Raw genomic sequence first — 23,616 nt, forward strand, 5'->3', positions numbered from 1 at the left:
GGTCAGAGGCCATGCGAGAGTCGGCGGTGCGGGTAGTCGCCGTGGGTCGGCCGAGGTCGCACGCGGGATGCGGGGACGGCCGGGGCCACCGGGAGAACAGGTCGTCCGCCGCTCCTCGCGGGGCCGTCCGGTCCGCCGCCGCCGCACCGGGCACCTGTGGGATGTGCTGGAATCTGCGGGTGAGCTTGGAGGCGTCGGTCGGCGACAAGAGGCGGAGTCCCCTCGGCGGCATGCCGCGGAGGCTCGACATCGCCGCGTTCGGGGCCATGGGGCTCTCGGTGGCGGTCACGGTCCTGATCGGGCTGCTGGGGCCCTCCGCCATGGTCCCGAGGCTGCCCGGGCCGTCCTGGCAGCCGCCGTACTCGCTGGACGTTCCGGTGAGCGCCCATCTGGTCATCGCCATGGGCGCCGTCGCGATCGTCCTGGGCGGGCTCGGGCTCGCCGCCGCGCTCAGGTCCCGGTGGAGGCCGGAGGCGCGATGGCTGCTCATGGCGGGCTGCGCCGTCGCGGGGCTGCTCGCCTTCCTGCCGCCCTCGGGCTCGGCCGACCATCTCAACTACGCCGCGTACGGCAGGCTGGTCACGCTCGGCCAGGACCCCTACGCGGTCACCCCCGCCCTGCTGCCCCACGATCCGGTCACCGGCGCGGTGGAGGAGTGGGCCGGGGTGACCAGCGTCTACGGCCCGGTCGCCACCGCGGTACAGGCGCTGGCGAGCCTCGTGGGCGGCGACTCGGTCCGGCTGACGGTCTTCGTGATGGCCGCGGTCAACGCCGCGGCGTTCATCGGTACCGCGCTGCTACTGCACCGTTTCGCCAGGGGGGACGAGGAACTGCGCGGGCGGGCGGCACTGCTCTGGGCGGCCAACCCGCTGATGATCTACCACCTGGGCGCGGGGATGCACATCGACACCCTCGCCATCGCCTGCATGGTCGCCGCGCTCACGGTTCGCGGGGCCGCCTCCGGGCTGCTGCTCGGGGTGGGCATCGGGGTCAAGCTCAACGCCGGGCTCGTCGCCCTCGGCCCGGCGTGGGAGCTGCGCCGCTCGCCGGGCAGGCTCGCCGTGGTGGCGGGGACCGCGACGGCCACCGTGGTGGCGATCTACGCCGTCGCCGGGCCGCACGTGCTCGACCAGGTGAGCGCCGCCAGCAGGAAGGTCTCCCTCGCCACACCCTGGCAGCTCGTCAAGGTGGGGCTCCAGTCGCTCTTCGGGCCGGGCGCGTACTCGGCCTGGATCCAGATCGGCTCCCTGCTGCTGATGGTCTGCCTGGCCTGGCTGCTGCTGCGGGCACTGCCCGCGGAGACCGCGCCCGGCGACACCGCGCCCGCGGTCGCCGCGGTGATGGTGGTCGCCTGGCTGTTCGCCGCGCCGTACGCGCTGCCCTGGTACGACGGGCTGGCCTTCGCGCTGCTGGCCATGGCGTCCTGGCCCGTGCTGGAGGGCTTCATGGTCGCCAGGGTCGTCGCGCTGTCGCTGGGCTACCTGCCGGCCAGGGAGGCGCTGCGCCCTGAGGACCTGCTCTGGATGAAGACCCTGCTCAGGGAGCGGGTGGTGCCGTGGACGCTGCTGGCACTGACGATCGCCCTGGTGTGCTGGGCGGCGAGAGCGCCAGGGCGCGCACGGAGGCGGCGAGCGTCAGTGGAACCGCGACCGTGAGCGCCATCGCCGGAATCGCGATGCCCGAGTCGTTCATCAGGAAGCCGATCAGCGCGCAGGCCAGCGCGCCGATCAGCCCGGCGCGCAGCGCGGGCGAGAGCGCGTAGGCCCGGCCCAGGGCCGAGGCCCCCCATCGCGAGGGGCGGTCGAGCACCAGGAACAGGAACGCCAGCGCGACCAGCGTGAGCAGGGACAGTGACCAGTTGCCGACCGTGACCCCGATCATCGCGCCGAACTTGCGGCCGACCACGGTCCATGCCTCCCCGTCCAGCACCTGCTGGACGAAGGCGCCCAGGTGGGTGCGCTGGTCGGCGGGCCTGCGCCAGTCGGCGACCGCGATGGTGCCGATCAGCAGGACACCCGCCAGACCGGCCAGGCCCAGCTTGACCGGTGAGACCCGCCCGCCGGCCAGCAGGATCACGAGGATGGCGACCCCCACCAGGAACGCCGGAACCCCGCCGAAGTCGGCGCCCCACGCGGGCCAGCCGTCGGCGAACACCGCCAGCCCTCCGTACGTCACGCACACCGCGAGCGCGAGCCCGCGCCGGCCGCGTGAGATCAGCCACTGGGCCGTCCCGGCCAGGGCCAGGATCGTACCGGCGGAGTAGACGGCGAAGGCGATGTTGCTGAAACCGTAGAAGCGCCCGCCGGTCACCGGCTCGTAGCCGGTGACCGCGTTCACCTGGAGCACCGAGCCGGTCATCACGTCGGCCAGCAGCGCCATCGAGGTGATGGCGGCGACCACGGTCAGCGGGCCCAGCGGGTGCGTCCGCCACGGCCCGGCGAACGCCACCCCCGTGATCACGCAGGCGAATCCGAGGATCGTCACGATCACCGCGGCCATCGGGGCGGGCAGGCTCCACCAAGGGACGAGTTGCGCCAGGAAGGTGGAGACCGCGATCGCCCCGCTGACCACGGCGACGACCTGGACGGCGGTCAGGGCTCGGGAGCCGCCCCAGCCCCGCCGGATCGCGACGGCGGCCAGCAGGTAGAACAGGATCTGCACCGCCACGAACACCGCGAAGAACGGTCCTCGCACCTCGCGCAGCACCTGGCTCGCCAGGTCGTCGTCCGCCAGCTTCCGCACGGTCGCCGCGACCGGCTCCCCGCTCGGCTCCTGGCCCTGCCAGGCCCGGCCGACGACCCCGTTCGGGGCCCGCAGGCCCAGCAGGTCGATCGCGGTGGCGGTCAGGTCGGTGTTGGCGACCAGGCCGTCCTGGCGGGTGGAGGTGGCGGTGAGGTAGCCGCGCGGGTACGGCTCACCGCCGGGAGACGGGCCCCGGGCGATCGCCACGTGCAGGTGCGGCGCGATCGAGGTGTCGGCCAGGCCGCCGAGCAGGACCGTGGTCCCGCTCCCGGGTGTCTTCCCGGCTTCCGGAGTCTGCGCGGTTCCGGGGGCCCGCGCGGTTTCGGAGGTCGGTGTGGGGGGCGTCGCCGGAGCGGTGGCGGCCGCGCGTGGCGGGGGCAGGCGGTCGAGGACCGCGCCCACCACGCGGTCGGCTCTGGCCACGGCCTCCCGCCTGGTCTGAGCGGTCATCGAGACCGGGACGCCGTCCGGGGTGAGGCCGCCGCCGATCCAGGCCCTGGCCAGGTCGTCGGCCTCCACCACGATCAGCCCGTACGGGGACAGCTCGCCGAGTTCCTCGATGTTCGCCGCGTATTTCGCGATTTTTCCTGATGTGTCGGCGGCGGCGAGCGCGGCCCCCGGCCCGACGGCGGCCACCTTCAGGCCCGCTCCGGCCGCGAGCCGACCCAGTTGCCCGAGCATCGGCCGGTAGGAGGTGGTGGCGTTGAAAGCGGACAGCTCGTCCCAGCCGGGCACGTTCGCCCCGCCGTCGGAGGTCGCCTCCGGCGTGCGCGGCAGCGCGCAGCCCGCGCCCGGGGCACCCGCCCGCTGGCCCGCGGAGACCGTCAGCCAGCCCGCCACCGGGCAGGTGATCCCCCGGTCCGGCGGCGGAACCGCCCGGGTGGACATGGAGGCGGACCCGCCCTCGCCCGCGAGCCTCCACAGGTTCGGGGTCCGCTCCGGGTCCAGGTCACTCCACTCCAGCCCCGGCACCCCGATGACCACGACCCGCTCGGGAAGCGCCCTCGCCACCGAGGCGCTCGCCGTACCGGCACCAAGGGCTCCCAGGAGCCCGCAGACCCCGGCCAGCAGCAGGGACATGGTGATCAGCACGGTCCTGGAGAACCCCGTTGGCCGATTCTTTTCCGAGCCGCGTGACCCGCGTGTTCCGTACCGGATGACGACCTCGGCGGGCGGAGTCCCGGTGGACAGGGGGCGCGTCGGCCGCGCGGGCCGCCCCGGCCGTGTCGCGGCGCCGGGCGTCCCGGTGGCGGCCGGGCGCGCGAGTCCGCGACCGCGCGGTGTCGAAGCCATCCGTTCCCCTGTCCGTATCCGTCGGGCGGTCGTTTCCCCGGCCCCACGGTAGCCTGCCTGGTCGTGAGGACTGGCGAGGTGACCACGGCCGGACGGCGCACGTGGACGTGGCTGACGTGGTTGAGGTGGCTACCTTGGCTGCCCGCTCTGCTGCTGGTCGCCGCGGCGGTGGCCCCGCTGGTGCTCTACTGGCTGGGCAACGTGGACGACCAGCGCCTGGTCGACCTGGATGTGTACCGTACCGGCGGGGAGGCGGTGCTGGAGGGCCGGTCCGTCTACGGGTTCGTCACCCCGGCGCCGCAGTTGCTGCCGTTCACCTACCCGCCGGTGGCCGCCCTGCTGGCCACCCCGCTGGCGGCGATGTCGTGGCCGGCGGCGCAGTGGGCGTGGACGGCACTGATCTTCCTGACCCTGGCGGTCACCGTCGGGCTCTCCTTCCGCGCCCTGCTCACCGGGACGGGCACCCAGGGCGCGGTGCCGGCCTCGCCGGTGGTCGTTCCCGGTACGCCCGCCGGAGACCTGGTACGGGCGGATGCGCGTACCCGGCCTCGTGGGACGGGCTGGGCGGGTGGTCTGGAGAGACTGCGCGGGATGGACCGGCTGTGGGCGCCGCTGCTGTTCGCCGTCCTGATGATCGCGTGCACCTACCTGATGCCGATCAGGGACCAGGTCCGCTTCGGCCAGGTGGACATCCTGCTCGTCGCGCTCTGCCTGGCCGACTGCGTGGCCAGGCGACCGGTGTGGCCGCGCGGCATGCTGATCGGCCTGGCCACCGCGGTCAAGCTCACCCCCGGCGTCTTCCTGATCTACCTACTTATCACCGGTTTCGGCCCCGGGGCGAGGCGGGAGCAGCGCGACACCTTCCTCGTCGCCGCGCTCACCGCCGTGCTGCTGACCCTGCTGCCGTTCGTGGTGATCCCGGCGGACGCCGCCGACTTCTGGTTCCGCGCGCTGCTCGACCCCGAGCGGCTCGGTGCCAACGCCGCGACCACCAACCAGTCGATGCGCGGCATGCTCATCCGGCTCTACCTGCCCGACGTGCTGACGAGCCTGCTCTGGGTGGCGCTGGTCGCGGTGGTCGCCTGGTACGGCTTCCGCCACGCTCGCCGGGCGCTGCTCGACGGGCACCCGATGGCCGGGGTCGCCCTGGTCGGGCTGATGGCGGTGCTGCTCTCCCCGGTCGCCTGGATCCACCACCTGGCCTGGGTGGTCGTGGTGCTCGGGGCGCTGGCCGGCGACGGGCGCGACCCGGTCAGGGTCCGGGTGGCCGCCGGCGTCTGGCTCTACTACGTGCTGCCGATCCCCTGGTGGGGGGTGACGATCAAGGCGGCGGAGATCCCGGTGCTCAGCCCCGTGCTCGGCAAGATCGTGCAGAACGGGTTCGGGCTGGGCGCGCTTTTCCTGGTCTGGCTGCTGGGGGTGTGGCTGCCCGGACGGAGAGCGGCATTCCAGGCGCTCCGCTGATACGGGGTGATCCGTGGTGTGAAATGACCAAGTTTGATGTGACTTGTAGGGCGAAGCAGCTTAATGCGGAGCGACCTCGGGTGGTCTTGGGGAGGACCAAACGGCCCGGAGGTGCGATCTTGGGCACATTTTTCGACAGTCGCCGGATAACCTGAGGTCATGCCGAAATTCGCTTACCTGGGACCGGAGGGAACCTTCACCGAAGAGGCCCTGCGCATCCTGGCGCCGGAGGCCGAGCGTCTGCCGAGCCCGAACATCACCGCGGCCCTTGAGTCGGTCCGGCGTGGCGAGGCGGACGGAGCGGTCGTCCCGCTGGAGAACTCACTCGAAGGCGCCATCACCACGACCCTTGACGAGCTCGCCCAGGGGGAGCCGCTGCTCATCACCGCGGAGCTGCTGCTGCCCGTCGAGTTCTCGCTCCTGGCGCGCCCCGGCACCGAGATGGGAAATATCAAGAGGGTCTTCACCCACCCGGCGGCCATCACCCAGTGCCGCAACTTCACAGCCCGCGAGCTGCCCGACGCCGTGGTGGTCGCCGCCCCGTCGACGGCGGCGGCGGCGCAGGAGGTCGCGATCCCCGGCTCGCCGTACGACGCGGCCATCGCCGCGCGCATCGCCGGTGAGCACTACGGCCTCGTCCAGCTCGCGACCGGGATCGGTGACCGCACCGACACCGTGACCCGGTTCGTCCGGGTGACCCGTCCCGGCCCGCTGCCCGAGCCGACCGGTGCCGATCGCACCTCCCTGGTGGTCTTCCTGGCCGACGACCATCCGGGCGCGCTGCTGGAGATGCTGACCGAGTTCTCCGTCCGCGGCGTCAACCTGTCCCGCATCGAGTCGCGGCCCACCGGCGACGGCATCGGCCGTTATTTCTTCCACTTCGACTTCGAGGGCCACGTCGCCGACGCCCGGGTCGGCGAGGCGATCTCCGGTCTGCACCGGATCTCCGCCAAGGTGCGCTTCCTGGGCAGCTACCCGCGCGCCGACGCCTTCGCACCGCAGATCAAGCGCGGTACGAACAACGACGACTTCGCCGAGGCCGCCGCCTGGCTCGACAGGATCCGTACCGGCCAGAGCTGATCGCCGACCGCTACGGAGCAAACCGGGCGCGGACGCGAGCCGTACCTCGGTAGCCTGTGACTGTGATTGACCTGCGTACCCTTCGTGAGGATCCGGACCGGCTACGGGCGTCGCAGCGTGCCCGCGGTGAGGACGACTCTGTCGTCGACACGCTGCTCGACCTTGATGAGCGCCGACGTGGTGCGCTGAGCCGTTTCGAGACGCTCCGCGCCGAGCAGAAGACCGTCGGCAAGTCGGTCTCCCGCGCCTCGGGGGAGGAGAAGGCGAGCCTGCTGGAGCGGGCGAAGGATCTCTCCTCGCAGGTCAAGTCGGCCGAGGCCGAGGCGGAGAAGCTCGCCGCCGAGCTCGATGAGCTGATCTACACGGTGCCCAACCTGGTGGAGGAGGGCGCTCCGGAGGGCGGCGAGGACGACTACGTCGTCCTGGAGGAGATCGGCGAGAAGCCGTCCTTCGACTTCGAGCCCAGAGACCACCTGGAGCTCGGCGAGCTGCTCGGCGCCATCGACATGGAGCGCGGCGCGAAGGTGTCGGGCTCGCGGTTCTTCTTCCTGCGGGGCGTCGGCGCGCGGCTCCAGCTCGGGCTGCTCAACATGGCCATGCAGCAGGCGATCGAGGCGGGCTTCGTCCCGATGATCACGCCCGTGCTGGTCAAGCCGGAGTCGATGAAGGGCACCGGCTTCCTCGGCGCCCACGCCGGCGAGGTCTACCACCTGCCCGGCGACGACCTGTTCCTGGTCGGCACGAGCGAGGTGCCGATGGCGGCCTACCACGGCGACGAGATCCTGGACGGCTCCGCGCTGCCGTACCGCTACGCGGGATGGTCCTCGTGCTTCCGCCGCGAGGCCGGCTCGTACGGCAAGGACACCCGGGGCATCATCCGGGTCCACCAGTTCGACAAGGTGGAGATGTTCTCCTACGTCCGGCCGGAGGAGGCGCACGCCGAGCACCTGCGCCTGCTCGACTGGGAGAAGGAGATGCTGGCCAAGGTCGAGCTGCCCTACCGGGTGATCGACACCGCGGCCGGAGACCTGGGCACCTCGGCCGCCCGGAAGTTCGACTGCGAGGCGTGGGTGCCGAGCCAGGGCCGCTACCGCGAGCTCACCTCGACCTCCAACTGCACCGACTTCCAGGCCCGCCGCCTCGGGGTGCGTTTCCGTGACTCCGGTGGCAAGCCCCAGCACGTGGCCACCCTGAACGGCACGCTGGCCACCACCCGCTGGATCGTCGCGATCCTGGAGAACCACCAGCAGGCCGACGGCTCCGTCGTGCTGCCCAAGGCCCTGCGCCCGTACGTCGGCCTCGACGTGCTCGAACCCGTCAAGTAGCCGTCTTCGAAGGCCCCGCCCGGCCCGCCGGATCACGAAGTTCGCCGCACCCTCCGAGCCGGACGGTGCGGCGGCCATCGGAACCTGTGCCGCGGTCGGGGCCTTCGTGCGTTCACGCCACCCGACGTTCCTCAGCGCCTCTCGCCGCCGTCCAGCCGATCAGGACCGACGTCCCGACCCCGGCGCAGCCCGCGAGCCAGGCGAGAAACCCGGCCGTCGAGTAGTCGTCCGGGGTGCCGGACAGCCAACCGGAGAAGATGGTCCAGATCGCGACCGGTATGCAGACGGCGATGACCGGCAGCGTGATCCAGGTTCGGGCCGGTACGCGTGCCTTGATCGCGGCCGCGGCCGTGAGGGCGGTCGCGGTGAGGCCGCAGGCACAGCCGAACAGGAAGAACAAGGGGCTGATAAGGCTCTCCGATGGCTGGACGGAGAGGAATCCGAGCGCGGCGAGGACGTACGCGGCTGCCGCGAGGCCGCTGTCCTGTGGTTCGCGGCGCCGGGCGGCGGTCATGCCGACCATGAAGGCGAGCAGGCCGGTGAAGAGGCCGATGCGGTGCTCCATTCTCAGATCGACGTTCAGCGCGTCGAGCGGGACCGCCGCGTCGGAGTAGAGGCCGTCGGCCGAGAAGCCGAACCGCCGCCAGCCTCCCCGCGGGTCGCGTACCACGATGCCGTCGGTGCCGTTGGCCGCCACCACCACGTGGCCCTCGGGCACGCGCTGCACCGCGATGGCGGCGGAACCCTGCCACGGCGGTGTGTAGGGGTGATCGTTGCTCCGGCGCAGAGCGTCCTCGCGTCCCTCGGAGACTCCCCACACCGTTTTCCAGCTCATCCCGCCGTCCCGGGACTCGTCCACGCCCAGTCGCGGCGGGACGACGCGGTAGCAGTGCCTCGGGTCGTCCGGCAGGCAGGCATGAGTGGCGGGTGAGGGCGGGAAGGACGGTGTCGCGGGCACCGGAACGGGATCGGGCCGCATACTCCACGTTCGGCCGCCATCTCGCGAGACGGCGGCCGATGAGGGGCCGTAGTCGATGAAGACGATGATCGCTTCGTCGTCGGCCGAGACCGACAGGGCCGTGGGCGGGGGCGGGACGGCCGAAGTGGCGGTCACCCCGACGAGGGCGAACGGGACGACGACCAGCGCGCGGGCACGCCGTACCGCCTGGTCGGACCGGCAGCCACGCCAGACCAGCCAGGCGACGCCCAGCGCAGGCAGGGCCACCAGGTCGGTCGGGTCGGCCAGGACCCGGGAAGGGCCCGCGACCAGGGTCCACGCCCGGGAGGCGAATTCCGCGCCCCCCTCGGTGGTCTTGACCAGGGTGAAACCGACACCGGTGGCGACGGTCGCCACCGGTGCGGCGAGCCGGGCCAGGACGGAGGAGAAGGGGCCTGCCCGGGTGAGAGCGAGGGCGGGAAGGAAGGCGAGGGCGAGCACGGGCGGCGCGACGAGCAGCCCCGCGACATCGCTCAGCTTGCCGGTGACCGGGCCGGGCCACAGGGCCTTGAGGAGATGGTCGTTGACCAGCAGCAGGATGGTGGCGGCAACCGTCGCCGGATGCCCGAACCAGGCGAGGACGGGGCCGTGCGGATGCTTCATGGACGGGTAGACCCGCCACGACGCGGCTCGGTTCGGGTACGGCGGCGTTCGTGACCCGGTCGTGCCCTCGCTCGGCGGCACCCTCGTTGGTGACGCCGCGCACGCCCACAGTCCCGCAGGAGGGCAGGGAATGAACATCGGCATCCCCGGCGCCACCGCCCTGGCCGAAGCCCTCACAATCGCTCTCAGCGGCGGGTCGGTGGATCTGGACCGCTACACCGCCGACCGTCGCCCCATCGCCTTCCATGTCGTCGCCTTCGCCGGCCGGCTCTCCAGGCCGGCCAACGTGCACAGGAACCGGGCCCTGGCGATCAGCCCGGCCTTCCGCCGGCGTCTCGCCTGGCGGCTCTCGGGTCTTGTCCACCGATGAGGCTCTCGCCTTCCGGCCGCCGACGAGGGCGGGGGCGGCGCGGGGGCCGGTGTTCGCGGGCGGAGGCGGTGGGACCGCACAGGCGGCCACCCGGACGGCCGAATGATCGCCCGACCGCGAGTTGGGATGTCCCGGAAATGCGGAAGGCGGGGTTCGCCAGGAGCGAACCCCGCCTTCCGGTCAAACAGGTTCAACCAAGAGGTCTATGCGTCAGACGGCGCGGACCTGCGAGGCCTGCGGGCCCTTCTGGCCCTGGGTGATCTCGAACTCGACCCGCTGGCCGTCTTCGAGGCTACGGTAGCCGTTGCCCTGGATCTCGGAGAAGTGCACGAACACGTCCGGTGCACCGCCATCCGGTGCGATGAAGCCGAAGCCCTTTTCAGCGTTGAACCACTTGACGGTTCCCTGAGCCATTAAAGCTCTCCCTCAGGATTTGAAACTTTGGGATTCACACCTCATGAACCCCATGTGTCGTACAGCGGGCCCCGGGGTGGCTCAGTCAAACTGGTTTTCACAACGGGATTCAGCTAATACAACGCCATCACATCTAACACTATCCGGCGCATGCGTGTTCCCGCCATCAGGAAGATTCCTGGGACGGGATGCTGGGGGCCGACACCCCGGCCATCACAGTGCAGACTGGGACTTGTTATGCGAAGCCCCAGGCTGGTCGCCACCGACCTCGACGGCACCGCTCTGCGTTCGGACGGCACCGTCTCCCCCCGTACCGCCGCCGCTTTTGCGCTTGTGGAGAACGCCGGGGCGGCGCTGGTCTTCGTGACCGGCAGGCCGCCCCGCTGGATGCACACGGTCGCCGGAGCCGTGCGCCATCGCGGGCTGGCCATATGCGCCAACGGAGCCCTCGTCTACGACCTGCACACCGAACAGATCGTCAAATCCCACCTCATCCACCCGGACGTGCTTGAAGAGGTGGTGAGACGGCTCAGGGAAAAGGTTCCCGACCTCGCCTTCTCAGTGGAATACGAGGGTGGATTCGCCCACGAATCGGACTTCCGTCTCGGCGGGTGGGACAGCAGGGCGGTCGCCGGCCTCCGGGTGGGGACGACCACGCTCACCTCGCGGCCCTGCGCCAAACTGCTGGCACTCCACCCCACAATGGATCCCGACATCCTCCACGCGGCGGTCTGCGGGCTGGTCGGCGATCTGGTCACTCCCACTCACTCCAGCGGCCGGGCACTGATCGAGATGAGCGCGCACGGCGTCACGAAGGCCTCGGCGCTGGCCCATCTCGCCATGACACGCGACATCGGGCCGCACGAAGTGATCGCCTTCGGCGACATGCCCAACGATCTTCCGATGCTCCGCTGGGCGGGCGTCTCGTACGCCGTCGCCAACGCCCATCCGGAGGTGCTGGCCGCGGTCGATCACGTGACCGCGGCCAACAACGACGACGGGGTCGCCGGAGTCCTCGAACGGCTCTACAGTCCCTGAGGCCCTACAGGTAGGGGCCCGGGTTGGCGCCGTGCCCCTCCTGCTGTTGCTGCTGGAGGGAGATGCCGCCGGGCAGGGCCCTGCGCATGTTCTCCAGCTGGGCGCGGGCCGCCATCTGCTGGGCGAAGAGCGTGGTCTGTATGCCGTGGAACAACCCCTCAAGCCAGCCGACCAGCTGGGCGTGGGCGACCCGGAGCTCCGCGTCGCTCGGCGGGGCGCCGTTGACGTCCTCGGTGAACGGCAGCGACAGCCGTTCCAGCTCTTCGACCAGTTCCGGCGCCAGACCGTCCTCCAGCTCCTTGATGGAGCTCTGGTGGATCTCCTTGAGCCGTTTGCGGCTGGCCTCGTCCAGCGGAGCCGCCCGGACCTCCTCCAGGAGCTGACGGATCATGCTGCCGATACGCATCACCTTGGCGGGCTGCTCGACCAGGTCGGCGACCGATCGTCCCTCGGAGGTCTCATCTTCCTGAGAGCCATGGGGGCCCACGACAACGATGTGCGGAGTGCTCTCCTCAGCGTTCATAGTCTTCAACCTACTAGCAGGATTTTCCCGGTGTGTTCTCCGGACTCCAGGATCCGGTGAGCCTCGGCCGCGTCGCTCAGCGGCACCCGGGCGTGCACCACGGGCCGGATCGCCCCGGCGTCGACCAGGGGCCAGACGTTCTCCACCACCCCGCGGACGATGACCCCCTTCTCGTCGACGGGCCGGGCGCGCAGGGTGGTGCCGTGCACCGAGGCCCGCTTCGCCAGCAGGGCCCCCAGGTCCAGCTCGCCCTTCGTACCGCCCTGCAGGCCGATCACGACCAGCCGCCCGCCCGTCCTGAGCACCTTGACGTTCCCCGGCAGGTACCTGCCCCCCATGATGTCGAGGATCACATCGGCCTCGACCTTCTCCGAGAAGTCCTCCCGCCGGTAGTCGATCCCCTCGTCGGCGCCCAGTTCCAGACAGCGGGCGATCTTCTCGGGCGACCCGGCGGTGACGACCACCCGCGAGCCGAACGCCTTCGCCAGCTGGATGGCCATCGTGCCGATCCCGCTGGCGCCGCCGTGCACGAGAAGGGTCTCGCCCTTCCGCAGGCGCGCGGTCATGAAGACGTTGGACCAGACGGTGCAGGCCACCTCGGGCAGCCCGGCCGCCTCGACGAGGTCGACGCCGTCGGGCACCCGCATGACCTGCTGCCAGGGCACGGCGACCTTCTCCGCGTACCCGCCGCCGCTGAGCAGCGCGCACACCCGGTCACCCGGCGCGAATCCCACGGCGTCCGGCCCCACCTCGGCGACCACGCCGGAACACTCGAGTCCCGGGTACGGAGAGGCGCCGGCGGGCGGATTGTAGAAACCCAGCCGCTGCAGCACGTCGGCCCTGTTGACCGCGGAGGCCGCCACGTCGATGATGATTTCGCCGCGCTCGGGTAACGGGTCGGGAACCTCCCGCCACGTCAGAACTTCCGGTCCGCCTGGTTTATCGATCACGATGGCGCGCATGTGAGCAAAGGTATCCGCCAAGCCAACTTGGTGGTTGCTCGCGTTGACAAGAACACAGGGCGTTAACCTGCTATGTGTTTGCTGCCCTTTTATGCCCATCCCGAGGGGGAACACGGTGGCAAGACACGATCGTGAGGAATCTCTCGAGGAACAGCTCGCGTGGCTTGACGCCATCAAAGAGCAGGAGGAGGCGCCGGCCCTGGCGGTGCAGGCCACCACGGTGGACGACACCGTCGTCTCGCCGTACCCGAAGGACCCCTGGAGTCTGGTCCCGGCCGAGCCCGACACGGCGTCCTCGCCGCTGTTCCGCGCGGCCGTCGACTCGGCCCACCCGGCCACGAGCTCGCCGACGGCCGAACCGCCGGTCGAGGACGCCGACGCGGCCGACTGGCTGGAGGCCTCCGACACGGTGAGCTCCTTCACCGTGCCCGCCCCGGCATCCGGCAAGCAGGACAACGACGGCTTTCTCGCGCCGCTCAAGCCCCTGCCGCGCCAGGAGGCCGGCGACAGCACTCCGGGGGACTTCACCGAGCCGCACATCCGCACCCCGTTCGCGGCGCCCGCGCACGAGCCGTCCCGCGGCCTGTTCGAGCAACCCCAGCGCCAGGCGGAGTCCTCCGATCCCGCCCCTTCGTCCACCTCGTCCACCTCGTCCGCAGGGACCGCCGACCCTGAGCCGGCCACGCCGGCCTCCTCGGACACCCAGCGGTTCACCTTCGGCAGCGACGAGTTCGGCGGCACCGACCCCGGCCGGTTCTCCTTCGGCAGCGGCGGCTTCGGCAGTGAGAGCTTCGGCGGTGAAGGCTTCGGCGGTGGCGGCCAGGACCGCGCGCAGTCCAACCCGGGCGGCACGGCCTTCTCCTTCGGCAGTGGAGACTTCTCCGTGGAGAGCGCCGGGGCCGACAGGCCCGCGGCCGATGCCGGTGGTGACCTGCCCGCTCCCACCGCCGACCGGTTCACCTTCGGTTCGGTGGAAACCGACCGGTTCCCCACCGGTGGCGAATCCACGACGACACCGACGGCGAAGGAATCATCCGAGCGCTTCGCCCCCGCTCCGGCCCCCGTCTCTCCGCCCTCCCACGAGCCCGAGCAGGCCGAGCCGTTCCGGGCACCCGACGCCTTTGGCACCGACCGGCCGGAGCCGGCCGCGTCACCGTCATCGGAACGTTCCTCCGGTACGGGTGCCTTCGGCTTCTCGGACTCCTCCTCCGGCCAGGAACGCACGGAACGGGAGAACTTTTTCGCACCCAGCCGGGAGAGCGGCCCATCCCAGGAACGCGGTGCCGTCTCCGGGTGGGAGGCCACCTCGGCCCAGGAGCGGATGGAACGGGAGAACCCCTTCGCACCCGGCAGGGACGCGGCCGAACCGGTGCGGGAGCCGTACCAGGCACGCCGCCGTCAGACGGCTCCGGCGGCCGCCTTCGGCACGCCGGCCAGGCAGCACCCTCCGGGCACGGCCCCCCGGCCGTCGGCCGACAGCCTGGATCCGGAGTCGCTGCTCCGCGGGCGCCGCAACGCGCCCGCCGGGGGCTGGCGGAAGCTGGTCTACAAGGCGTCCGCAGGACTGATCAAGCCGGGCGAGTCCCCCGAGGTCCGCCGCCGTCGCGAGCTGGTCGGCCGCGCGCGCACCCCGGTGGCCACCGGCCACCACCGCGTCGCCGTGCTCAGCCTCAAGGGCGGTGTCGGCAAGACCACCACCACGGTCGGCCTCGGCGCCACCCTCGCCCAGGTACGCGGAGACCGGGTCATCGCGGTCGACGCCAACCCCGACCGGGGCACCCTGTCGGACAAGGTCGAGCTCGAAACCTCCGCGACGGTTCGCGACCTGCTCAACGAGCGCCAGCAGATCAAGAGGTACGTCGACATCAGGGCCTTCACCTCGCAGGCCCCCTCACGCCTGGAGATCCTCGCCTCCGATCGTGATCCGTCGGTGTCCGAGGCGTTCAGTGCGTCCGACTACCAGTCGGTCGCCCAGGTCCTGGAGAACTTCTACTCGATCTGCATCACCGACTGCGGCACCGGCCTGCTCCACTCGGCGATGTCCGGCGTGCTCGGGCTGGCCGACCAGCTCGTCCTGGTCAGCTCCCCCTCCGTGGACGGCGCCCGCGCCGCCTCGGCGACCCTGGACTGGCTGGAGGCCCACCACTACGAGGAACTGGTCCGCTCCGCCACCGTGGTGCTGTGCAGCGTCCGCCCGAGGTCGAAGTCGACCGTCGACCTCGACCGCCTGGAAGCCCACTTCGCGGCCCGCTGCCGCGCGGTCATCCGGGTCCCCTACGACACGCATCTGGAGGAGGGCGCGGAGATCGACCTGGAGCGGCTCCAGCCCGCCACCCGCGAGTCCTACCTCCGCCTGGCCGCCTCGGTCGGCGACGGCTTCGCCGGTCCCCAACCCTGACCCGCCGGCCCGGCAGGCTGATGTTCCGCTTTGTTGTTCAGCGCCTGCCGGGTCTCGGGCACGTCCGGGCCAATGAGAGACTAGTGTGCAATCTGACACGTTCTTGGGACGTGTCACCAGGAGAGCTCGCCTAGTGGACGATGGCGGCGGTCTTGAAAACCGCTAGGCCGGGTGACCGGTCTCGTGGGTTCGAATCCCACGCTCTCCGCTGAGCATCACAAACGGCGTCTGACCAGGGACTTCGCCTTGGTGAGGCGCCGTTGATCGTTTCCGGGGTGTGCAGCCGTATGCCGCGCTGCGCGGCCCTGAGTCGGTGTTCGCGGAATATACGCGGAATGATGTTGGTCGCATCCGCGCAGGTCGCGTTGGAGGAATCGCTGCGGGACGCCTTCGAGGAGCGACGGTGGAGATGGTGGACTGGAGCCGGATACCCGGCACGTGTTGGTACCGTCCCGAGGATGCTCAAGCCGCAGTGGAGGCGTTGGCGCACTCCGCCTCCGCCGGACAAGCCGTCCGCGCGCTGGCCGATCTGCGGTCCGCGGTCAGCAACGATCACGCCGGCACTCTCTACCCGGCCGCAGTCCCGGCTACGAGCGTGTTCCTACGGGTCATCAGCGACCGACCAGGTCCGCCCCGGCAGGAGGCTCTCAACACGCTGCTGGACTGGTGGGGTTGCTTCCAGCCTGAGCCGGGTTTCGAGACCTACGAAGATCCCTCGTCCGGATCCGTCGCCCTGATCGAAGGCATCACAAGTCATGTCCGTAGCGCCGCGGATGTGCTCCACCGCGTCATGGATGATCCCTCCGAAGGGGGAGGCCACCGGCCCGGCGCCAGGCTTCTGCTGGCCAAACTCGACAGGGGGTGGACCGCCGCCAGCGTCTGACTCAAGGCGGCGCCGCCGCACGGCCCTCCCACCGCCCGCCGTCCGGGCGTGCGGCGTGGGCGCCGGTCCCGAACGGCGGCGGGAATCGGCCCGCCCGCCGACCGTCGGCCCCGCCGTACCTATCAACGCACCGCACCAGGCCGCACCGCCGCAAGGCATCGCCACCTCTCGTAAGGGCGATGAGGAAGCCGACCTATGCGAGTGCTCCACGATCGCACCGTCTGATCGTCAGAGGCGTTGACCAGCTACGACCCATCCGCGGCACTCGCACGAGTGCGATCATGCCTGCCCATGCTGAGGCCTTCGGTCATGCGGGAAGCCTCTGGCCGATCCGGGACGTCTTCGACCCCGTCCTGCATGCCCGGCCGGAGAGGACGACGGCGGCGCCCCGGCCGTCCGCATACGTTCCCGCCACAGACTGGCCGGCCCTGCGCCGTCAGCCCGACCTGCCAGAGCCCGACACGGCCGACGATCCCAACAGCGAGGACAGGGAGGCCGCCCTCAGGAGGACCCGTGCCCGGATCGCCAGGCAGCTCAATCCCGACACTGCACCCACCTTCACGATGCTCAGGCGGCACGCGGAAGATCCTCGGAGCCCTTTGAGAGCCAACACCGGCGCGACCTGCCGGGCCCGGCTCTGGCGGCCGGTGAGGGAGAACGAGCCTGGCGTCCTCGGCGTCGACCGGCGGATCGAGAGTGAGGACGGCTCCCGCGACGAGGTGCTGGTCTCCGCGATCGTGACCGTGCTCGATGAGGACGGCGAACTGCTGACGGTCCGGGACGCGACCGAGACGGAGGCCGCACGCCTGCTGGCCGTGGAGCGGGCCTGGCAGTGACGGCTGGTGAGCCGTGCCTTGGGCGATACCCGCAGGTTCCTCATCAGCAGGGGCAAGAGCAGAGTTCGTAGGTGGCCGGGAGAGGGTGCGCGTATCCGCGCAGGTCACGAGCCCGCTCGGGTTGCAGTTTGGGTTGCAGTTCACCGCCGCACCAGCGCGTTCCAGGAAGACCAGTCAGGGGCGTTGGTCCAGGTGGGACTGTTCTGAACGCCGACCTCCCGAGCTGCTAATGCGGTTTATGTTTCCCGCACGACATCTAGTCAGGTATGGCAGGAAGCAGTCCAGAATATTCCACTGGAGTACGCTGCCTTAGGCTTGACGCATGCCAAGCTTTGAGATTGTCACGCATGTTATGGCGCCACCGGAACGAGTCTTCGGCATTTCGCTGGACGTGGATGTTCACGCAGCCTCAATGGCGGGATCTTCCGAGAAAGCAGTCGGAGGTGTGACCGCTGGTAGCTTGAAGCCGGGCGATACCGTTACGTGGCGGGCGCGACACTTCGGCATCCGTTGGCGGATGACGTCTACGATCAGCGCTTACGATCGCCCTGACTATTTCGTCGATGAGCAGGTGTCAGGCCCTTTCAAACACTGGTACCACGCTCACTATTTCCAGCCTTACGACCACGGCGGTACGGTAATGAGCGACGTCATTGAATTCGCCGCGCCTCTCGGCCCTCTCGGGAGGATCGCTGAAATGCTGGCTCTCCGTCACTACATGCCCAGGTTGATCCGGGTTCGGAATCAGTACATCAAGCAGGTTGCCGAAGCCACTCTCACGGCCGAGTGAGGATCTCCCGGTAATCTCCTGGCTTGTCCGTCGGTCTTGATGTCAGCCTTGCCCCTCGCTACCTGAACAGGATCGTTCATATGGGTCTCTTTTTCGAGTACTACCGCGCTGCCGATCGTGAGGCGGCACTTATTCGGCCAGAGGCTTCCCGCACGATCGAAGAGCCTCACGGGGTTGCTGGGTTCGACGCGGTGGAGACCAAGTGGATCGACCCATGGGGAACCTTAAACAAGCTGGTTGCACTCATTGGCGACGTCGATCTCTCCACGGAGCTGGTCGACATGGTAGCTCTGTATCCCCCGCCGGAAGGCGCCCCGCAGAGCGATGAGGAATGGGACGCCCTGCCGGAGGACTCGCCCTACTTGGATGGGGCGGGCATCGAAGAGCTCTCGGTGAATGTGCGTGACCTGCTTGCTGAGGCCAACGATGCATTGCTGCCGGCGCTGGTGGAGCGCTGGGCGCAGATCGAGGAGTTCTCGCACTTTAGCTCGGTCGACATGGAGTATCTCCAGTCGGTAGCCAAGGAACTGGTCGGGCTGTCTCGCCGCGCGAAGAAGCATGATCAGTTGCTCTACTGCTGGATGTGCGCCTGATCGGGGAGCCACCATGTAGATCGGCCAGGCTGCACGTTGGGCCATTAGCGGGCCATTTAAGGGTGGTCGACAGGGGGTGGTCACGGCCACTCGCGGGGACCCTCCGCCCAGCTCACGGCCTGCACAGCCCGAGATCGGGCCGATTTGTAAGCAGGATGTCAGGAGCTCGAATTTCCTAGGCTCCGCCACTCTCGCAACATAGAAAAGCCCAGATCAGACATGGTTCCTCCCGCCGTACTCAGGCCGTGCCACCGCGGCTCTATGCCATCGTTCGTGAGCACCTATCGCTCGTGGAACATCGTGCTTTACGATCATGTGCTATGTCCGACTTCGAACCGACTCCTCTTGACTATGTGGCGAGATTCCTCATGCATGATCCCTGGCCGCTCTACTTGTCGGTTATTCTCCTCCCCCTTCTGATCACGCTTGTCTACCGCGTTCGCAAAAACTCGTGGCCCTCAGTGCTTCGAGTAGTTGCGATGACTTCCCTGGTCATCGGCTTTTGGATGGTATTTCGCGCTCTCTACGGGTATGAATTTGGCCTCGACATCGCCGCCATGGATGTTCTGATCAATGCCGGAACAGCGCTTCTCATCGGAGCCGGCGTCTGCATATTGGCTGAGCGACGTCGTGGTGAAGTGCCTCCGACGGGGGCACTTCGGCTCCAAGGGGATCGCCAAGAGCATGAGCCGGGTTTGTAGGTGGTTGGGTGCCGGATCTTCCTGCCGCCGTCATCCCAGGGCAAGCCGAGCAGACTGGGAGCCAGGGCGTCAAGGTCGTTCGTCCGGTGGGGCGATTCACCTCGGCACCCTGGCTTTGGCCCGCTCCCCGGTAGGTGGGACGACGGCGACGGGAAGAGCCGGCGGGGGGCGTGCGCGCCACCCGGGAGCATGAGCGAGGTGACCAAACTGCCAGAGGTCTATTTCTGGGAGCCAACGTGGGAGCCAAAGGGCTGTACGGTATGACTACCTTTGTCCTCACCCTGCCAGGTTGCTTGATGTGTCAAGATGCTGTCATGCAGCTTGATCAAAAACTTGTCGACGCGGCTGTCGCGCAGTTGGATCGGCGATGGCCTTCTGACGAGCAAGGTGGTGCGGCAGCCATCTACTTGGATGATGGGCAAATCCTCACCAGCGTCGGCTTGGACAACCTCAACGGCGGCGTGTCTCTGTGTCATGAGACCGGCGCCATCTGCCAGGCCTACACGCTCGACAAGAAGGTCACCGCCTCCGTGTGCGTGTATCGGGACCCAGGACGTGAGCGCGTCCTTGTCCTTCCTCCATGTGGCATCTGTCAGGAACGCTTGGCCTTGTGGGGGCCTGACGTCCAGGTCGGCGTGCCCGACGACTTCGCCGTGACGGGATGGAGCGTTCGCACTCTTCGTGACGTGAACCCGTTCTACTGGGGATCGCAGTTCACCGATGATGGGGCCTGGCCGGGCCCTGAGGCCCACTTTTCCTGACAGGAAAACGAGCCACCTCAGCTGGAACGCGGTAGCGAACCCCTGCACAGCACGGTGGGTCACCGACGAGCGGGTCCCCAGCCCCCGTCGCTGCCCTTCCACCCCGCACAACGCGATACTGACACAGCCCCGACCCGGCTTGCCCCTGCTGCGCTTTTCACCACGTGCATGGTCTCAGCGTTCAGGTTCGAGGCCCAGTTCGGCCGCGCCACCTGCCGTACTTCCCGCACTTCTCAAGCTGACAGCACGGGTTCGATCCCCGTCACCTGTTCTCAGAGCGAACATCCAGGTCAGGGGTGCTTTTCCGACCCGAGCCTTGAACATCTCCCGCCTCTACGCCCGGACCCATTGCTTCACTAAGGACACCACCGCCACCTGCTGGGACTGGACGGCTTCCAGATCTGGGAACGTGACGACACTCCGGTCAGGTGCGAGCCACGTCATGAGACCGGTGGGATCTTGAAAGGCGAACTCGGCGCTGTCGGCTCGGACCTTCGCCCCGCGGTGGAAGATGAGTTGCAGTCGATCACCCGGCCGGAGCCGGAAGGTCACCCGGTCCTCTCCGTCATAGCGGAAGCTCGGGGCGTTCCATTTCACATGCTCGGAAATATCCGTGTTCGACGCCAAAATCGCTGATCTCAGCTGTTCAACACCCGCCTTCAACGGGTGATCGAGGGCCGTCATGAAGCGGTCAACCTCGCCAGATTTGTTTTGCACCTGCCGCTCCTCCCATACAACGTCAAAGAGCATAATTCCGAATGCAGCGACCGTTGGCGGCAGCGCTGACAGCAACCAGGGATGATCCTGGCGCGTTCTGTCTCGGAGACATGCACGGGACGATTAAGGTTCGGGGAGATGCTTCCGCCCTGGTCAGAGGCCCTGTCGCTGCTTCGAACCCTGAAGCGGAGGACCTCCATCGCGGGCGCTACCTGCTGGCCGAGCGTCTCTATGTCGCCGAGGTCGGCCCGCTGCGCTTGGCGGACGTGGTCATCGACAACACGGTCTTCAGCCGACCGCAGATCATGCAAGGCTGATCGCCTGTTGAGGTCGACCAGTTGGGCAAGACACCGATGAGCGCATCGGCGGCCACACCGGCCCGGAGAACGGCGAGATCCGCCTGATCGAGGTGAGCAGGCATCCGGGCAGTGCCGGTTCCCCCGCAGCTGTCCGCAGGGGTTCAATCCTGAGCACGCCGGCGTTCGGCGAGGTGGCCCCACGCTGATACGACAGCGATGGAGACGGCCAGCAACACGGCGCTTCCGGCGATGTCGAGGACGTAGTGGTTCCCCGTGATGAGCACGACTACCGCCATACCCAGTGGAAAGATCCACGACAGCAAAGCCATTCGCGGATGGGAGGCCCGCAGCGCGCACCACACGGCATACGCGCACCACAACGACCACCCCACATGCATGCTGGGCATCGCCGAATACAGGTTCTGGCCGTTCTCGATCTCTCGTGAGGCATGGCTGCCCAGAATGTCGTGCCCGGCAATGATGTCGACGACGCCAGGTAGAGCGAACCGTGGGGGCGACATGGGCAGCGCCCAGAAAACGGGCAGCACGAGGACGGCCATCGCGACGAGGGTTCGGCGGACCTTGATGTAGACATCGGCGTGCCGGACGAAGACCCACACAAGCACACCGATGATCGCGAGGTAGTACAGGCGGTAGTAGTACACCGCCGGTTGGATGAGGGATGGATTCTCGGTCAGCCACTGGTTCGCCCTCAGCGCGATGTCCAGGTGGAAGGCCCGCTCTATGGATTGCAGGGCCAGAGCGTTGGCGGTGGCGGCTGCGACGTCCTTCCCGGCGGCGGCATGAAGCCGTGAGAAGAGCAGGATCACGAGCAGCAGACCAGCCACTTCGACGAGGGGTGCGGGGCGCCCACCCGTCCTCCCGACCAGTGCGGCTGACCGGGCCCATGCAACCAAGCGCGATAACCGGCTGGCGGCCACCTCAAGCAGGCTCACGCGGGTGACACTAACTCACCCCGTTTCGGCATGGATCATGTCAGCTGAAAGAGCCCAGGCGGGGCGCTACCCACTCGTCCGGATTGGGCTCGGGCGAATACGGCGGCAGGAAGAACGGCGACAGCCGACCCTCGGTCGCATCGACGAACTGCTTGACCTTCTTGGCCCGGTGCACGCGGGAGTTGTCGACGATCAGGCGCCCGCAGCACCCGATGAAGGCATCGGCGTCCGGCCCGTGGTCGAACAGCTGAAAGCGCAGCTCGCCGCGGGGACTGACCGCGGAGATCATCATGGCCGGGCGGCGGGCTCCGGTCGTGGCCACCACCGGGGTCCGCCCGACTGGCGCCCACGTGGTAGTCGGTGCGTTCCGCCTCTGCATCGATGTCCAAGCGAGTTGCAAGCAGCCATCGTCAGGCTGGATGTCACAGGGGCCGGTAGGCCTGTCGTGGGCCGTGTGGTCCCCGATCCCGCGTCCGCGTGACAGGAATGGACATGACCGCGTCGGAGCACGAGTCGTATGTGCCCAGAAGGCTTTCCGACCCCGCAGACGATCCACCACGCGAGGAGCCGCAAGGCTGCCGCCGGATCCCCGCGATACTCGTCACGGCCGTGATGGTTGTCCTGATCGCCCTGGTGGGGATCACCTTTTGGAAGAAGCCCGTAGCCAGTGGCGACAACCGGTCGACCGCTCAGTGCGTGGACACGAGCTCACGTCAGGCTGACGGCACCCACCGGATCGTCGACCGCCGCAAGTGCGAGAGCGATGAGGCCCAACGCGGCCAGTACCGCTGGCAGAGCCAGGGCAAGACCTCCGACTCCGGCCGGAGTCGCAGCGTGCTACGCCGAATCGGCGATTTCATCGGTTACCTGTTCGGCGGAGGCGGTAGGCGCCGTTGAACCTCGTCGGTTCGTGACCGCCGCCGGAAGAGTCGTCCTATGCCACCTCGACCATGGTGGCCGACCTGCCCCTGAGGTGCGAGGAGCCTGCCGGGCGATCGATCACGACATCAGCGGGATGACATGTGGGGTGCCTCGTTTGCCGCACTTGAGGGCTCTGGGACTGAGCTGTCCTTGACTTCTCCTGCTTGTGGAGGCTCCGACCGTCCATGTTTGAACGCGATGACCAGGAGAACGGCGCCGAGAAGGTAGGCGAGGCCCAGCCAGACGGAAGAAGGCGGGGACCACGGGCCCTGGGTGGGAGGGTCGTCACGCTCGCCGAAGATGACGGAGATCTCACCGGACGCGAAAACCCAGTTGGAGAGGGCCGTACACAAAACGTTGACTGTCCCCAGGGCTGCGATTACTCCGGCTACCAGAAGGCTGATCCGCCCACTCCAGCGATTTCTCACCGCTGCCGCCAGGCCGACCAGGATCGGCAAAATCGCGAACACCAATATAAAGGCGTCCACCATAAAAAGCATCTTTATCAGCCATATGATCTTGATGTCCAGGATCAGAGCAAGATGCGGTAGGCCTATACCGCTTCGGTCGAACATGTCTTGCCCGCAGTGGCCGGTGGATTCGCTGACCCATCCGCAGTTGGAGATGAACATGGTCGGCAGGAAGACGGCCACCGCTGCCAGACACCACCAGATACGGGCTTTCATCTTGATGCCCTTTCAACTGCATAGACATTATGCGTAATGGCCAGGGCAAGATTATGGCACGGAACTCCACGGTTGCATATTGAGTTGCAAATCCAGGTGGTCGGACAGGTCGCATGAGATCCGCTCAGAGCCGGGCCTGAACTGGGCCGAATGGAGCCGGCCGAGTGCATCGCCAGAGGCCAGGGTGTTTCCGGGGCCGGCGTCGATGCCTCTGAGCGGCCACACTGCGACGTTCCGGCCAGAGCACGCGGACGGGTGAGACCG

The 23,616-nt window shown here is 68.6% G+C and carries 24 protein-coding genes and 1 tRNA gene; 16 read left to right on the forward strand and 9 right to left on the reverse strand.

Translation table 11 applies throughout. The annotated features are described in order from the left end of the window. Positions 1-179: 179 nt before the first annotated feature. Entirely contained in the window at positions 180-1,655 is a 1,476-nt protein-coding gene (mptB, locus tag ABT061_RS08130; protein ID WP_350914002.1) for a polyprenol phosphomannose-dependent alpha 1,6 mannosyltransferase MptB, read from the forward strand. Here the strand turns inward: mptB and ABT061_RS08135 are convergent. Continuing rightward, positions 1,537-3,834, reverse strand: a complete 2,298-nt coding sequence (locus ABT061_RS08135) for a hypothetical protein (RefSeq protein ID WP_350914004.1) — start codon at positions 3,832-3,834, stop codon at positions 1,537-1,539. The genes mptB and ABT061_RS08135 overlap by 119 nt on opposite strands. Before the next feature lie 264 nt (positions 3,835-4,098). Here ABT061_RS08135 and ABT061_RS08140 point away from each other — a divergent pair, with 264 nt between their 5' ends. The 3 genes from ABT061_RS08140 (at position 4,099) to serS (ending at position 7,904) form a co-directional block, all read left to right on the forward strand. Then, complete coding sequence (locus ABT061_RS08140; protein WP_350914006.1) at positions 4,099-5,499, forward strand: glycosyltransferase 87 family protein; 1,401 nt, start codon at positions 4,099-4,101, stop codon at positions 5,497-5,499. Between the two features lie 159 nt (positions 5,500-5,658). Further along, positions 5,659-6,579, forward strand: coding sequence for a prephenate dehydratase (gene pheA / locus ABT061_RS08145; protein WP_350914008.1), 921 nt, complete (start codon positions 5,659-5,661; stop codon positions 6,577-6,579). A 62-nt stretch (positions 6,580-6,641) separates the two neighbouring features. Then, positions 6,642-7,904 carry a serine--tRNA ligase gene (gene serS / locus ABT061_RS08150; RefSeq protein ID WP_350914010.1) on the forward strand — a complete coding sequence of 421 codons (1,263 nt, stop codon included), beginning with the start codon at positions 6,642-6,644 and terminating at the stop codon, positions 7,902-7,904. Positions 7,905-8,016: 112 nt separating this feature from the next. Here serS and ABT061_RS08155 read toward each other — a convergent pair whose 3' ends face one another. Continuing rightward, positions 8,017-9,504 (reverse strand): hypothetical protein, encoded by a 1,488-nt coding sequence (locus ABT061_RS08155; RefSeq protein WP_350914012.1) that lies wholly within the window; start codon positions 9,502-9,504, stop codon positions 8,017-8,019. Between the two features lie 61 nt (positions 9,505-9,565). Between ABT061_RS08155 and ABT061_RS08160 the strand changes: the two genes are divergently transcribed. Next, the gene (locus tag ABT061_RS08160; RefSeq protein WP_350914014.1) at positions 9,566-9,874 is read left to right on the forward strand and encodes an FAD-dependent oxidoreductase; all 309 of its coding nucleotides are present in this window, start codon (positions 9,566-9,568) and stop codon (positions 9,872-9,874) included. 210 nt (positions 9,875-10,084) lie between these two features. Here the strand turns inward: ABT061_RS08160 and ABT061_RS08165 are convergent, their stop codons facing one another. Then, positions 10,085-10,288 (reverse strand): cold-shock protein, encoded by a 204-nt coding sequence (locus ABT061_RS08165; RefSeq protein WP_012886943.1) that lies wholly within the window; start codon positions 10,286-10,288, stop codon positions 10,085-10,087. 237 nt (positions 10,289-10,525) lie between these two features. Between ABT061_RS08165 and ABT061_RS08170 the strand changes: the two genes are divergently transcribed. Continuing rightward, complete coding sequence (locus ABT061_RS08170) at positions 10,526-11,326, forward strand: HAD family hydrolase (protein WP_350914016.1); 801 nt, start codon at positions 10,526-10,528, stop codon at positions 11,324-11,326. Positions 11,327-11,330: 4 nt separating this feature from the next. Here ABT061_RS08170 and ABT061_RS08175 read toward each other — a convergent pair whose 3' ends face one another. Then, the gene (locus ABT061_RS08175; protein WP_350914018.1) at positions 11,331-11,849 is read right to left on the reverse strand and encodes a bacterial proteasome activator family protein; all 519 of its coding nucleotides are present in this window, start codon (positions 11,847-11,849) and stop codon (positions 11,331-11,333) included. 5 nt (positions 11,850-11,854) lie between these two features. Continuing rightward, positions 11,855-12,811 (reverse strand): NAD(P)H-quinone oxidoreductase, encoded by a 957-nt coding sequence (locus tag ABT061_RS08180; protein WP_350914020.1) that lies wholly within the window; start codon positions 12,809-12,811, stop codon positions 11,855-11,857. Between the two features lie 115 nt (positions 12,812-12,926). Here ABT061_RS08180 and ABT061_RS08185 point away from each other — a divergent pair, with 115 nt between their 5' ends. From ABT061_RS08185 to ABT061_RS08220, 8 genes are all read left to right on the forward strand, one after another. Next, positions 12,927-15,209: a nucleotide-binding protein gene (locus ABT061_RS08185; protein WP_350914022.1), complete on the forward strand. Its 2,283-nt coding sequence runs from the start codon at positions 12,927-12,929 to the stop codon at positions 15,207-15,209. Between the two features lie 119 nt (positions 15,210-15,328). Beyond that, positions 15,329-15,417 (forward strand) — tRNA-Ser (locus ABT061_RS08190). A gap of 195 nt (positions 15,418-15,612) precedes the next feature. After that, on the forward strand, positions 15,613-16,092 hold the full coding sequence (locus tag ABT061_RS08195) for a hypothetical protein (protein ID WP_350914024.1): 480 nt from the start codon (positions 15,613-15,615) through the stop codon (positions 16,090-16,092). Between the two features lie 281 nt (positions 16,093-16,373). Next, positions 16,374-16,928: a hypothetical protein gene (locus ABT061_RS08200; protein WP_350914026.1), complete on the forward strand. Its 555-nt coding sequence runs from the start codon at positions 16,374-16,376 to the stop codon at positions 16,926-16,928. Between the two features lie 322 nt (positions 16,929-17,250). Further along, positions 17,251-17,718 (forward strand): SRPBCC family protein, encoded by a 468-nt coding sequence (locus ABT061_RS08205; protein WP_350914028.1) that lies wholly within the window; start codon positions 17,251-17,253, stop codon positions 17,716-17,718. A gap of 23 nt (positions 17,719-17,741) precedes the next feature. Next, positions 17,742-18,311, forward strand: coding sequence for a hypothetical protein (locus ABT061_RS08210; protein ID WP_350914030.1), 570 nt, complete (start codon positions 17,742-17,744; stop codon positions 18,309-18,311). Between the two features lie 320 nt (positions 18,312-18,631). Next, positions 18,632-19,012 (forward strand): hypothetical protein, encoded by a 381-nt coding sequence (locus tag ABT061_RS08215; RefSeq protein ID WP_350914032.1) that lies wholly within the window; start codon positions 18,632-18,634, stop codon positions 19,010-19,012. A 314-nt stretch (positions 19,013-19,326) separates the two neighbouring features. Continuing rightward, positions 19,327-19,773 (forward strand): cytidine deaminase, encoded by a 447-nt coding sequence (locus ABT061_RS08220; RefSeq protein ID WP_350914035.1) that lies wholly within the window; start codon positions 19,327-19,329, stop codon positions 19,771-19,773. Positions 19,774-20,106: 333 nt separating this feature from the next. On the opposite strand, the gene ABT061_RS08225 is transcribed toward ABT061_RS08220, so the two are convergent. Then, positions 20,107-20,565, reverse strand: a complete 459-nt coding sequence (locus tag ABT061_RS08225) for a DUF1801 domain-containing protein (RefSeq protein ID WP_350914036.1) — start codon at positions 20,563-20,565, stop codon at positions 20,107-20,109. A 35-nt stretch (positions 20,566-20,600) separates the two neighbouring features. On the opposite strand from ABT061_RS08225, the gene ABT061_RS08230 reads away from it, so the two are divergent. Next, positions 20,601-20,807: a nucleoside/nucleotide kinase family protein gene (locus ABT061_RS08230; RefSeq protein WP_350914038.1), complete on the forward strand. Its 207-nt coding sequence runs from the start codon at positions 20,601-20,603 to the stop codon at positions 20,805-20,807. 143 nt (positions 20,808-20,950) lie between these two features. Here the strand turns inward: ABT061_RS08230 and ABT061_RS08235 are convergent, their stop codons facing one another. Next, positions 20,951-21,745, reverse strand: a complete 795-nt coding sequence (locus tag ABT061_RS08235) for a phosphatase PAP2 family protein (protein ID WP_350914040.1) — start codon at positions 21,743-21,745, stop codon at positions 20,951-20,953. A gap of 40 nt (positions 21,746-21,785) precedes the next feature. Continuing rightward, a complete protein-coding gene (locus ABT061_RS08240; protein ID WP_350914042.1) occupies positions 21,786-22,124 on the reverse strand; it encodes a transposase in 339 nt (112 codons plus the stop codon). A 113-nt stretch (positions 22,125-22,237) separates the two neighbouring features. On the opposite strand from ABT061_RS08240, the gene ABT061_RS08245 reads away from it, so the two are divergent. Then, positions 22,238-22,642 (forward strand): hypothetical protein, encoded by a 405-nt coding sequence (locus ABT061_RS08245; protein WP_350914044.1) that lies wholly within the window; start codon positions 22,238-22,240, stop codon positions 22,640-22,642. Between the two features lie 110 nt (positions 22,643-22,752). Here ABT061_RS08245 and ABT061_RS08250 read toward each other — a convergent pair whose 3' ends face one another. Continuing rightward, the gene (locus tag ABT061_RS08250; protein WP_350914046.1) at positions 22,753-23,352 is read right to left on the reverse strand and encodes a hypothetical protein; all 600 of its coding nucleotides are present in this window, start codon (positions 23,350-23,352) and stop codon (positions 22,753-22,755) included. Positions 23,353-23,616 lie beyond the last annotated feature (264 nt).

The organism is Streptosporangium sp. NPDC002544 (assembly GCF_040295965.1).
In the GTDB taxonomy this organism is placed as follows: domain Bacteria; phylum Actinomycetota; class Actinomycetes; order Streptosporangiales; family Streptosporangiaceae; genus Streptosporangium.

Coding starts and splice junctions, on each gene's coding strand:
- ABT061_RS08245 (WP_350914044.1), top strand. CDS start 22,238: ATGACCGCGTCGGAGCACGAGTCGTATGTGCCCAGAAGGCTTTCCGAC.
- ABT061_RS08175 (WP_350914018.1), bottom strand. CDS start 11,849: ATGAACGCTGAGGAGAGCACTCCGCACATCGTTGTCGTGGGCCCCCAT.
- ABT061_RS08240 (WP_350914042.1), bottom strand. CDS start 22,124: ATGCAGAGGCGGAACGCACCGACTACCACGTGGGCGCCAGTCGGGCGG.
- ABT061_RS08220 (WP_350914035.1), top strand. CDS start 19,327: ATGCAGCTTGATCAAAAACTTGTCGACGCGGCTGTCGCGCAGTTGGAT.
- ABT061_RS08250 (WP_350914046.1), bottom strand. CDS start 23,352: ATGAAAGCCCGTATCTGGTGGTGTCTGGCAGCGGTGGCCGTCTTCCTG.
- ABT061_RS08170 (WP_350914016.1), top strand. CDS start 10,526: ATGCGAAGCCCCAGGCTGGTCGCCACCGACCTCGACGGCACCGCTCTG.
- pheA (WP_350914008.1), top strand. CDS start 5,659: ATGCCGAAATTCGCTTACCTGGGACCGGAGGGAACCTTCACCGAAGAG.
- ABT061_RS08155 (WP_350914012.1), bottom strand. CDS start 9,504: ATGAAGCATCCGCACGGCCCCGTCCTCGCCTGGTTCGGGCATCCGGCG.
- ABT061_RS08180 (WP_350914020.1), bottom strand. CDS start 12,811: ATGCGCGCCATCGTGATCGATAAACCAGGCGGACCGGAAGTTCTGACG.
- ABT061_RS08205 (WP_350914028.1), top strand. CDS start 17,251: ATGCCAAGCTTTGAGATTGTCACGCATGTTATGGCGCCACCGGAACGA.
- ABT061_RS08165 (WP_012886943.1), bottom strand. CDS start 10,288: ATGGCTCAGGGAACCGTCAAGTGGTTCAACGCTGAAAAGGGCTTCGGC.
- ABT061_RS08230 (WP_350914038.1), top strand. CDS start 20,601: ATGCACGGGACGATTAAGGTTCGGGGAGATGCTTCCGCCCTGGTCAGA.
- ABT061_RS08215 (WP_350914032.1), top strand. CDS start 18,632: ATGTCCGACTTCGAACCGACTCCTCTTGACTATGTGGCGAGATTCCTC.
- ABT061_RS08200 (WP_350914026.1), top strand. CDS start 16,374: ATGCCTGCCCATGCTGAGGCCTTCGGTCATGCGGGAAGCCTCTGGCCG.